The 9,780-nt window shown below is 66.7% G+C and carries 14 protein-coding genes and 1 other RNA gene; 8 read left to right on the top strand and 7 right to left on the bottom strand.

The genetic code is table 11. The features are described from left to right. The 6 genes from ADBZ5N_RS14540 to ssrA form a co-directional block, all read left to right on the top strand. Window positions 1–318, top strand: a 318-nt coding sequence (locus tag ADBZ5N_RS14540) for a cell division ATP-binding protein FtsE (RefSeq protein ID WP_526258522.1), incomplete at its 5' end; no start/stop codon positions are given. A 2-nt stretch (window positions 319–320) separates the two neighbouring features. Then, the gene (gene ftsX, locus ADBZ5N_RS14535; RefSeq protein WP_526258520.1) at window positions 321–1,214 is read left to right on the top strand and encodes a permease-like cell division protein FtsX; all 894 of its coding nucleotides are present in this window, start codon (window positions 321–323) and stop codon (window positions 1,212–1,214) included. Window positions 1,215–1,227: 13 nt separating this feature from the next. Further along, the gene (gene smpB / locus ADBZ5N_RS14530) at window positions 1,228–1,752 is read left to right on the top strand and encodes an SsrA-binding protein SmpB (RefSeq protein WP_526258517.1); all 525 of its coding nucleotides are present in this window, start codon (window positions 1,228–1,230) and stop codon (window positions 1,750–1,752) included. Continuing rightward, a complete protein-coding gene (locus ADBZ5N_RS14525; RefSeq protein ID WP_526258524.1) occupies window positions 1,749–2,594 on the top strand; it encodes an EamA family transporter in 846 nt (281 codons plus the stop codon). The genes smpB and ADBZ5N_RS14525 overlap by 4 nt, the downstream gene beginning before the upstream one ends. Window positions 2,595–2,604: 10 nt before the next feature. Beyond that, window positions 2,605–3,450 (top strand): maleylpyruvate isomerase family mycothiol-dependent enzyme, encoded by an 846-nt coding sequence (locus ADBZ5N_RS14520; RefSeq protein WP_526258515.1) that lies wholly within the window; start codon window positions 2,605–2,607, stop codon window positions 3,448–3,450. Window positions 3,451–3,635: 185 nt separating this feature from the next. Next, window positions 3,636–4,004, top strand: a transfer-messenger RNA (tmRNA) gene (ssrA, locus tag ADBZ5N_RS14515). A 134-nt stretch (window positions 4,005–4,138) separates the two neighbouring features. Here ssrA and ADBZ5N_RS14510 read toward each other — a convergent pair. Genes ADBZ5N_RS14510 through ADBZ5N_RS14500 form a run of 3 tightly spaced genes read right to left on the bottom strand, consistent with a single transcriptional unit; the run spans window position 4,139 to window position 6,780 of the window. Beyond that, window positions 4,139–5,245 carry a class I SAM-dependent methyltransferase gene (locus ADBZ5N_RS14510; RefSeq protein ID WP_526258513.1) on the bottom strand — a complete coding sequence of 369 codons (1,107 nt, stop codon included), beginning with the start codon at window positions 5,243–5,245 and terminating at the stop codon, window positions 4,139–4,141. Between the two features lie 54 nt (window positions 5,246–5,299). Beyond that, window positions 5,300–6,454: a hypothetical protein gene (locus ADBZ5N_RS14505; protein ID WP_526258511.1), complete on the bottom strand. Its 1,155-nt coding sequence runs from the start codon at window positions 6,452–6,454 to the stop codon at window positions 5,300–5,302. A gap of 53 nt (window positions 6,455–6,507) precedes the next feature. Beyond that, entirely contained in the window at window positions 6,508–6,780 is a 273-nt protein-coding gene (locus ADBZ5N_RS14500) for a hypothetical protein (protein ID WP_526258509.1), read from the bottom strand. 146 nt (window positions 6,781–6,926) lie between these two features. Between ADBZ5N_RS14500 and ADBZ5N_RS14495 the strand changes: the two genes are divergently transcribed. Together ADBZ5N_RS14495 and ADBZ5N_RS14490 are read left to right on the top strand one after the other, a co-directional pair. Beyond that, window positions 6,927–7,163 (top strand): hypothetical protein, encoded by a 237-nt coding sequence (locus tag ADBZ5N_RS14495; RefSeq protein WP_526258507.1) that lies wholly within the window; start codon window positions 6,927–6,929, stop codon window positions 7,161–7,163. 177 nt (window positions 7,164–7,340) lie between these two features. Continuing rightward, window positions 7,341–7,766 carry an SRPBCC family protein gene (locus ADBZ5N_RS14490; RefSeq protein ID WP_526258505.1) on the top strand — a complete coding sequence of 142 codons (426 nt, stop codon included), beginning with the start codon at window positions 7,341–7,343 and terminating at the stop codon, window positions 7,764–7,766. 23 nt (window positions 7,767–7,789) lie between these two features. Here the strand turns inward: ADBZ5N_RS14490 and ADBZ5N_RS14485 are convergent, their stop codons facing one another. The 4 genes from ADBZ5N_RS14485 to ADBZ5N_RS14470 all read right to left on the bottom strand — a co-directional run. Continuing rightward, window positions 7,790–8,299: a TIGR02444 family protein gene (locus ADBZ5N_RS14485; RefSeq protein ID WP_526258503.1), complete on the bottom strand. Its 510-nt coding sequence runs from the start codon at window positions 8,297–8,299 to the stop codon at window positions 7,790–7,792. A 26-nt stretch (window positions 8,300–8,325) separates the two neighbouring features. Then, on the bottom strand, window positions 8,326–8,895 hold the full coding sequence (locus tag ADBZ5N_RS14480) for a UbiX family flavin prenyltransferase (protein WP_526258501.1): 570 nt from the start codon (window positions 8,893–8,895) through the stop codon (window positions 8,326–8,328). 13 nt (window positions 8,896–8,908) lie between these two features. Continuing rightward, window positions 8,909–9,310: an SRPBCC family protein gene (locus ADBZ5N_RS14475; protein ID WP_526258499.1), complete on the bottom strand. Its 402-nt coding sequence runs from the start codon at window positions 9,308–9,310 to the stop codon at window positions 8,909–8,911. A 59-nt stretch (window positions 9,311–9,369) separates the two neighbouring features. Next, the coding region (locus tag ADBZ5N_RS14470; RefSeq protein ID WP_526258497.1) for a hypothetical protein at window positions 9,370–9,780 on the bottom strand (411 nt) is incomplete at its 5' end.

Raw genomic sequence — 9,780 nt, 5'->3', positions numbered from 1 at the left:
ATGGTGGGCCTCTCCGGCAAGGCCAACCGCATGCCCGGTGAGTTGTCCGGCGGTGAGCAGCAGCGGGTGGCGATCGCCCGGGCGTTCGTCAACCGGCCGCTGGTGCTGCTGGCCGACGAGCCCACCGGCAACCTGGACCCGGAGACCAGCCGAGAGATCATGGACCTGCTGGACCGCATCAACCGGACCGGCACCACCGTGCTGATGGCCACCCACGACCATCACATCGTCGACTCCATGCGCCAGCGGGTGGTGGAACTGTCGCACGGCCGACTGGTCCGCGACGAGCAGCGCGGCATCTACGGAATGGGCCGCTAGAGGTGCGCGCGGGATTTCTGGTCAACGAGGTCGTCACCGGCCTTCGTCGTAACGTCACCATGACGATCGCGATGATCCTGACGACGGCGATCTCCATCGGGCTGTTCGGCGGTGGGCTGCTGGTGGTGCGGCTGGCCGACCAGTCCCGCGCCATCTATCTCGACCGCGTCGAGAGCCAGGTGTTCCTCAACAACGACATCTCTGCAGTCGACCCGACCTGCGACAGCGAACCGTGTAAAGCGTTGCGGGCCCAGATCGAATCCCGTGAGGACGTCAAGTCGGTGCGTTTCCTCAACAAGGACGAGGCCTATAGCGACGCCATCACCAAGTTCCCCGAGTACAAGGACGTCGCCAGCAAGGACTCCTTCCCGGCGTCGTTCATCGTCAAACTCAACGACCCCGAGCAGAACCAGGCGTTCGACGCCGCGATGCAGGGCCAGCCCGGTGTGCTCAACGTGCTCAATCAGAAGGATCTCATCGACCGGCTCTTCGCGGTGCTCGACGGCCTGTCCCGGGCGGCGTTCGCGATCGCGGTGGTGCAGGCGATCAGCGCGATTCTGTTGATCGCCAACATGGTTCAGGTGGCCGCCTACACCCGTCGCACCGAGATCGGCATCATGCGGATGGTCGGCGCTACACGCTGGTACACCCAGTTGCCGTTCCTGCTGGAGGCGGTGCTGGCGGCGACGATCGGTGTGGTGCTGGCCATCATCGGCCTGATCGTGGTGCGGGCGTTGTTCTTGGACAATGCGCTCAGCCAGTTCTACCAAGCCAATCTGATAGCCCGCATCGACTACGCCGACATCCTCTACATCGCCCCGGCGATGTTCGTCATCGGCGTCGCGATGGCCGCCGTCACCGCTTATGTGACTCTGCGGCTGTACGTCCGGAAGTAGCCCGAGAAAAAACGTGGCCAAGCTATCGACCGAGCGGAAAGCGGCGGCGGCCAAGAAGGCCGGTGACGCCAAAGGCGGCAAACGAGTTATCGCGAGCAACCGCAAAGCCCGGCACAACTATTCGGTGCTCGATGTCTTCGAGGCCGGTGTGGTGCTGACCGGCACGGAGGTCAAGAGCCTGCGCGACGGCAACGCCTCGATGGCCGATGCGTTCGCCACCGTCGACGACGGCGAGGTGTGGCTGCGCAACCTGCACATCCCGGAGTATCACCACGGCACCTGGACCAACCACGCCGTGCGGCGCAACCGCAAACTGCTGCTGCACCGCCGCCAGATCGACATGCTGATGGGCAAGATCCGCGACGGCAACTTGACCCTGGTGCCGCTGTCGATGTACTTCACCGACGGCAAGGTCAAGGTTGAACTGGCTCTGGCCCGCGGCAAGCAGGCCCACGACAAGCGGCAGGACATCGCCCGCCGGGACGCCCAACGCGAAGTGATCCGCGAAATGGGCCGCCGCGCCAAAGGCAAGTTCTGACCGGCGTTCTATTCGCGCTAGCGGCCGCGTTCTGCTTCGGCGTCAGCGATTTCGTCGGCGGACTGGCCGCCCGCCACGTCGCGGCGTTGCGGGTGGTGCTGGTGTCCTACCCGGTCGCCTTGGTGCTGCTCGCCGGACTGGCGTTCGGTTTCGGCGGCACGCTGAGTTCGGCCGCGGTGCTGTGGGGTGCGCTCTCCGGTGTCAGCCAGGGCCTGGCGGTGTGGTGGTTCTACGCCGCGCTGGGGTCGGGCCCCATCTCGGTGGTCTCGCCGCTGACCGCCGTGCTCGCCGCCGGTGTCCCGCTGGCGGTCGGACTGGGGCGGGGGGAGCGGCCCGGCGCGGTGGCCGGGGTGGGGGTGGTGCTGGCCCTGGCGGCGGTGGTTCTGGTCAGCCGGGAGGCCACCGACGAGGATGTGCGCCCGCACCGGTTCACCCCGACGGTCGCCTGGCTGACCGTCGGCGCCGGTCTGGGGTTCGGGCTGAATTACGTGCTGCTGCACGAGGCGCCCGCCGAGGCTCGGCTGTGGCCGTTGCTGTTCGGGCGGCTCGCCGCCACGGTGGTTGTTCTGGTGGCGGCCGGGCTGACCGGCAATTTCCATGCCCCGCAGGGCTTTCCGCTGCGGTTGGCGCTGGGCGCGGCGCTGCTGGACGTCGCCGCCAACATCACCATGCTCCTGGCGCTGCAGAGTTCGATGCTGTCGCTGGCCGGGGTGTTGATCTCGCTGTACCCGGCGGCCACCGTGCTGCTGGCGATCGTGGTGCTGCGCGAGCGGGTGACCCGCTGGCAGGTGTCCGGTATGGCGCTGGCGGTGGCCGCGGTGGCGATGATCTCGCTGCACTAGCATGTGCCTGATGGCCGACGCGCAACGCCCCCGCACCGTCCTGGACAAAGACGACGTCCTGGCCGGACTGTTCGGCTCCTGGGATGCGATCGACGCCGTGCTGGCCGGGCTGTCCGACGCGGATTGGCAGACGCCGACCGCGCTGCCCGGCTGGACGGTGCACGACGTCGTCGCCCATATCGTCGGTACCGAGATGATGCTGGCCGGGACCCCGACGCCGGAGCCCGACGTCGCCGGCCGCGAGTACGTCCACAACGAAATCGGCGCGCTCAACGAGCGCTGGGTGGAGCATCTGCGCGGCGAGTCCCCGGCGGACATGCTCGCGAGGTTCCGCGACATCATCCCGCGCCGCAAGCAAATGCTGTCGGCGATGCCGGTCGGGGAGTGGAACACCGTCACGTTCACCCCGGCCGGCCCGGACAGCTACGGCCGGTTCATGCGGGTGCGGATCTTCGACTGCTGGGTCCACGAACATGACATCCGCGACGCCGTCGGCCGCCCGCCCACCGACGCGGAGCTGAGCGGAGCGGACAGCCGGCTGGCGCTCGATGAGATGGCGGCCAGCATGCCGTTCGTGGTGGCCAAAAAGGGTCAGGCTCCCGCCGGCGCCCGGGTGCTGATCACCCTCACCGGCCCGGTCGCGCGCGCCATCCGGGTCGAGGTGGACGGGCGTGCGGCGCTCGTCGAGGACTTCGGCGGGGCGGAGCCCACCATCGGGATCGCCCTGGACGGCCTGCAGTTCACCCGGCTGGCCGGCGGCCGGCCGCTGATGGCCGGGCGGCCCGAGGGGATCGACTACGCCGGGGACACGGTTGCGGGCGCGCGCATCATCGAGAACCTCAACTACGTGATCTGAGGGCCTTGTGCGGGCTCATCGATTCTGCGCCCGGATCGCGATTTCGGGCCGAGACGGCGCTCTACACGCAGAATCGATGTGCTCGGGCCCCGCCGACGCCCGGACGTCGGAATAATCGGCTGTCGGTTTGTCGTTACCCTCACGTACCATTGGAAATCTGATCGAAGCCATCGGTCGGGGTGCGAGGGGCTGAACGGTTTCGACTTCGCGCATCGAATCAAGGGAAGCGTGCCGGTGCAGGCAAGAGACCACCGTAAGCGTCATTGCAACCAATTAAGCGCCGATTCCAATCAGCGCGACTACGCCCTCGCTGCCTAAGCGACGGTGTGTCTGTCAGACCGGGAAGGCCCTCGGCCCGGACCCTGGCATCAGCTAGAGGGACAAACCGTTAAGTCCGGTCGCGGGATCTAGCGGGACATCAAACAGCGACTGGGATCGTCATCCTGACTTGTTCGCGTGAGCAGGAGATCCAAGTAGAGGCATAGCGAACTGCGCACGGAGAAGTCTTGAGGGAATGCCGTAGGACCCGGGTTCGATTCCCGGCAGCTCCACCACAGCAGGCCAGGCCGAAAGGCCTGGCCTGTTTTGTTTGGCGTTAAGGAAGCACCTCCGACGTCGACACCGACTCATCTCCACGGATTGCACGAAACAACAACCCGCCGAGGGTAGTTCGCTGGACGAGCTATCGTTAGCCGTTCCCGATCTTGGTCAGTACGACGTTGGCCGCCGGGATACGCATCCGTGCAGGCGCTGCCGCCAGACGCCCAGCGACTTCGGTTTCCAGTCGGTTGAGGATCGCTGCGGTGCGTGGGTCGTCAGGCCCGCTGTGCAACCCCGTCGCCAGTGACGGGAATGCGCCGGCGGCGAAAATCCCGGCCCAGCGGGCACCGAACGCCGAAGCGTCACCATGGGATTGGTAGTCGTCCCAGAATTCGTCGGCGCTGTCGAAGGTTTCCAGATGCTCAATCGTCAGCCCCGCGAAATGGCCGTCGCCGAACGGCGCCGCCAGGTCCGCAGCATCACGGCCGAAATGCGGCATCCCCATCTGGACGGCTTCACCGTCGTCGAGGAGTCCTTCGTCGACGAGCGCACACAGACCGGCCCAGGCGGCATCGAACATGGGCCGATACCCGGCGGTACCGTCGTCGTCGGCGCCCGAAACGACCACCACCAGCCGAGCACCGGCTCGCATCTCAGCTCCGCGTGCGATCAAGAAATCCCGCCAGTCAGCCTCGGCTTGGTGGGCATATGCCGATCGCGTGTCCCGGTCGGCGCTGTAGCTGACCTGGACGTGATCCGGTATCGCCGCCGGTGGCCGGCTCAGCCAGTTGACCGACCACGAGCTCCACCCCAGAGTGACGCTGTCGTGTGGCAGCACCTGGTGGTAGAAGGAACGTCCGATGGCCATCGGAAAGACCGCCGGCATGGCGGTGTAGGAAGCCGGGTCGTTCCACAACGTGTCGAACAATGCGGAGAAGTCGTTGTCGGGCAGATCGGTATGCGCCACGCTGATCGGCGTATCTGCCCGCCTGCGCAGCGCTTCGATGGCCGTAGCGACAGGAGCCAGGGAATTTCGGCCCCCCGAACATCCGTAGTCCGCGATCATCATCGGCTGCGGTGCATCCGGTAGATCAACGACTGAGGCCGCCCGCTCAAGAAGACGCATCCCAGGGATCAGACCGCGCTGCTGTACTCGGGAGTTGCGGTTGTAGACGCCGCCGGCCGCCATCGGCGCGGTCCGGTTGCGAGTGTCTGCTCGGGCTGCGGACTGCCCCGAGTCACTTGCGGACTGCACGGTTGACGGTAACTGCCGCGCCTGGTTGGCGTCGAGAGATCAGCCGAGACTCCGCTAGGCCCCGGCGCCCGGAGAACCTGTGGTCCCGGCGCGCCCACCGAGGCCACCTCGTCCACCCACGCCGCCCTTGCCGCCGGTCGAACCGGTCGCGCCACCGCTTTTGAAGTTGCCGCCGTTGCCGCCGTTGCCGCCTCTGGCCAACGGGCCTCCGGTACCACCGGCGCCGCCGTCACCACCGATGGACTTCGCCTGCGGGGCCGAGTTCTGGCTGGTGCCGCCGGGTCCGCCGATCCCGCCATCGCCGAACACCAGTGCCCCGCGTGCGCCCTTACCCCCCACGCCGCCGGTGGCCGTCCCGGCTCCCAGTCCGACGGCATTGCCGCCGGCGCCGCCGTTGGACTTGGTCGTCGGGTTGTCGGCCGCGACACCGAGCACGATCGCGCCACCGCCGTGACCGCCGGCGCCGGCCGTCGCATTTCCGGAGATCGCTTGGGCGCGCCCGCCCTGCCCACCGGATGACCCGGCACCGATCAGCGCGCTGCCACCGGAGCCGCCGGTACCGCCCACTGCGTTGCCGATCCCTTTGGCCCGGGCCCCGCCGGCGACACCGCCGAATCCGCCCCGGCCGATGGTTGCCCCGCCGCCGTTGCCGCCGTTGCCGCCGGTCGCGTTACCGTCCCACACCACAACCGCGTAGAAAATGCTGTCGTCGACAGTATTTTTGTATCCGCCGCCGTTACCGCCCTGGCCCCCGTTGCCCCACACCAGACCGCCGCGGCCACCGTTACCGCCCTGGCCGCCGAAGGCATCGACAGCAGATCCTTCCGGATAGGCTTCCCCGAGCCCACCGTCGCCGCCGTCCCCGGCGCTACCGAACAGCCCGGTCCCACCGCCTGCGCCGCCGTTGCCGCCGACGGGGGCGCCGCCGGTCCTCCGAACGCCGTCGCCGCCGGTACCGCCCTTTGCGCCGTTGCCCCACAGCAGACCTCCCCGTCCGCCACGACCTCCGGCCGCACCGGTCGATGGCGTGGTCTGAGTGACACCGAATGACGGGAGGTCTGAGCCGCCATTGCCGCCAAGTCCGCCGTTACCGATGAGGCCGCCGCGGCCGCCCGCACCGCCGGCAGCGGCCGATCTCGACAGCGTGCCCGCGGAGTAGATGGCATCAGCGCCGTTGCCGCCGTTGCCGCCGTTGCCGAGGCCGAACAAGCCCGCGCTGCCGCCGTTGCCGGCCGCCTTGTCGGCGAGCAGGCCCGACGCTGTCAGGTTCCAGCCGCTGCCGCCGTTCCCGATGACCAGCCCGCCATTGCCGCCGTTGCACGTGCCGCGGACTCGCAGTAGGTGTCGTCGGCCGCGGTGTAGCTGTAGCCGCTACCGAACAACAGTCCCGCATGCGGATTGGTCTGCGTGCCGTCACCGAAGAGAAATCCGGTGAGTTGCACCTCGGCGGCACGTGGGATCGGGGTGGCCGACGCCATGGTCACCGGCGTATCCGACGGTACAACCCCGTAAACCGCGGCTCCGGCGATCGCCATTGCGGATGTCGTGAGCCGTGCGATTCGTGGAGCCATGTTGTCCCTTCCAGCGGCAGTGTTTTCCAAGCGGGACGCTATAACAGGGGGCGGCACGACCGTCGAACAGGTTGCGCGAACAGCACTTGCGTAGTCGATAGCCGCCTGCCATGGTGCGGTCTGCGATGCCGGGCATGGTGCTGGACGTGCCGGTTTGGGATTACCGGCGGGAGACGTTGCGCGAGCAACTTAACGGGATAGTGCGCGCGCAGGTCTGCGTCGTGGGCCTCCCTCCGTTGCGGCGGGATCCCCAGCCGGTGGCATCCGCTGCGGCGGGATCCCCAGCCGGTGGCATCCTCAACGTCGTCGTTGAGGCTGATGACAGCCAGCGCATCGTCCCCGACTAGTGGCAGGCTCAGTAGGTTTCGGTCGAACCCGACATCCACGCCGAACACCTGAGCGTCGCCGCCGCACTCAACTGCGTAAGTCCCTTTGCCAACCGTGAGTCGGGTGCTGGCGGAGGGCGGGACTGAGCTTAAGTCGGCCCCGAGTCGCCTTCATCAATGGCGCTAGTATCCGATCCCATGGCCAGTCCCCAACGCGTCCACATCACTCACGAGTTCAAATCCGACCCCCAGACGGTGTTCGACAAGCTCGCCGAGCACGAGAACCTCGGCCCGGTCTTCGGTGTCAATGTCACTCGCGTGAGCGATGGCGCTACCGCGCGCAATGGCGTCGGCTCGGTTCGCCGGCTCAAGATTGGCCCCCTTCCGGCGTTCGAGGAGACCACCACAACTGCCCAGCCGAACACCCTTATCGAGTACAAGATCACCAAAGGCAGTCCGCTGAGCGGCCACTGGGGTCGCCAAGAGCTGACACCGACCGCAGGCGGCGGCACGAGACTGGACTACACGATCGGTTTCGACTCAGCTATACCCGGGCTCGCCGCACTGGTCGGCAAGGTGCTCGCTTCCGCGATCAGCAGGGGTCTTCCGAAGCTCACTGACTAACCATGTGATGACGTGGACAGGCGCTAACGATTGATGTGTTGGGTTGCGGCGTGGGCGATCGTGTCGATGGCTCGGCGGTCCTGATCGTCGGTTGGGGCGTGGCTGCTGGCGCCTATGACGCTTTCTATTGCCGCCGCGGCGGATTCAGCAGGGCTGCCAGATGCGGGCGCGGCTTCCCACCCAGGAATCAGTGCGCCGAGTTCGTCCAGTTCGATCAGCTCGGCTTCGATCTCGACTTGTTGGAGCCTGCGGCGCAAGTGTGCCGTGGTTTCGCTGGGTGCTGGCGCGGGGCCGGTCTTGAGTTGTTGCCGGACCGCGCGCAGGGGCCGGACGACCTCGCGGTGCCAGTCGTCCACGTGGGCCCGGGCCGCCTTGAGGTTGGTCGAGGTCAGTCGCTGGCGTCGCTCGGCGCCGACGAACGCTGCGAACAAGACCAGATTGACGTCCAGATCGTGCCGGTTCTGCAGATGAAGGCATGCCTCGGGCACACCGTCACGCGCGTAGAGCGCCAGCGCAAATCGCTTGACGGACAACGGGGTTTCTTCCGTCGGCGGCGGTTTTATCGACCCTCCCAGCGGCGGTACAGCTCGTGGGAGATGTCGAACTGGTCGAGAAGTTTGCCCACGGTCTGGTTGAGCAGATCTTCGATGGTTTGGGGCTGGTGGTAGAAGGCTGGGGCCGGGGGCATGATGGTCGCCCCGGCCAGTGTGAGGGTCTCCATGTTGCGAATGTGGATGAGGGACAGCGGGGTTTCCCGCGGGACGACGACCAGCCGGCGCCGTTCCTTGAGGCACACGTCGGCAGCGCGGGTCAGCAGATCGGTGACGGTGCCGGTCGCCATCGTGGCCAGGGTCTTCATCGAGCAGGGCACCACAGCCATGCCCATGGTGCGAAACGATCCCGAGGAGATCGCGGCGCCGAAATCCCCGGGGTCGTAGTACACATCGGCGAGAGCTTCGAAATCATCTCTCTTCGCGCCCATTTCGAGCTCGATCGTCTTGTCGGCGCCTCGGGAGACGACGAGGTGTGTTTCGACTTCCGCGTGGTTGTGCAGAGCTTTCAGGGTGGCCCAGGCCAGGTGTGGGGCGCTGGAGCCGCTGACACCGATGATCAGACGTTGCCGGTGCATGTCTCCCGCAGTCTCAGGACTTCTCGACGTAGGACTTCAGTCGCTGCAGGGTTGCCCCCCAGTAGGTGTTGCAGAACGGCAGGTGCGGGTCATCCGCGGCCCAGTCGCCGTCGGTCAACGCGACTTCGGTGCCGCCGCCGGGCAGATCAGCGAGAGTGAGGGTCAACTTCTTGCCGACGGTATTGCCCGGTCCCTCGACGGCCGTCCGCACGATCGAGACGTCGGGGTTGAGTTCGTCGATGCGCCAGCCGAACGTCAGTCCCGCTTTGGGTGTCCACGTGAGCGTCTTGCCCGGGGCGATGTCGCCCTCCATGGTTCCCTCGTGCCACTCGCGCTGCTGATCGATGTTCGCCAATGCGGCGTACACCGCCGATCTGGGTGCCGCGATGTTGATGGCGTGTCGAAGCGTCGTCATGAATTGGCTCCTTGGTCTATGCGTTGGAAGTCAAACAGTCGGGAGTTACTGAGGCTCGATTACTGGGGCTCAATCACGATGCCGTCGTCGTAATAGGACACTTTGGTGCGAATCTTCTCGTAATCCTTGCCGGTTTCGAGGTATTGGCCCTCCACAGCGCGTTTGGCTGCCTCGACCCATCTGTCGGGGAAGTACCCGAGTCCGTACCCGTGCCAGGGCTTGTGGGGTGTCAGTGTCCCCAGGTTCAGTTCGTCTTCCCAGATCTTCTTGGCGTTCTCCATGAACTCCTGGGCCGGCAGTGCCACCGGTGGGTAGGCCCAATTGATGGTGGCGTCGATCATGATTTGCGAGCCACCGAGTCCGTCGGGGTAGGTGCGGTCGGTGAACGACGCGTCGACAGGTGCGCCGGAGGGGTCGAGGTCGGTGTTGCGGCCGCGCTGGATCTGGACGTCTTTGTGCGGCTGCACGCG

The organism is Mycobacterium sp., assembly GCF_044370595.1.
GTDB lineage: Bacteria > Actinomycetota > Actinomycetes > Mycobacteriales > Mycobacteriaceae > Mycobacterium.
Note: the sequence above shows the minus strand (reverse complement) of the source record. Positions and strands in the feature narration are given on the sequence as shown.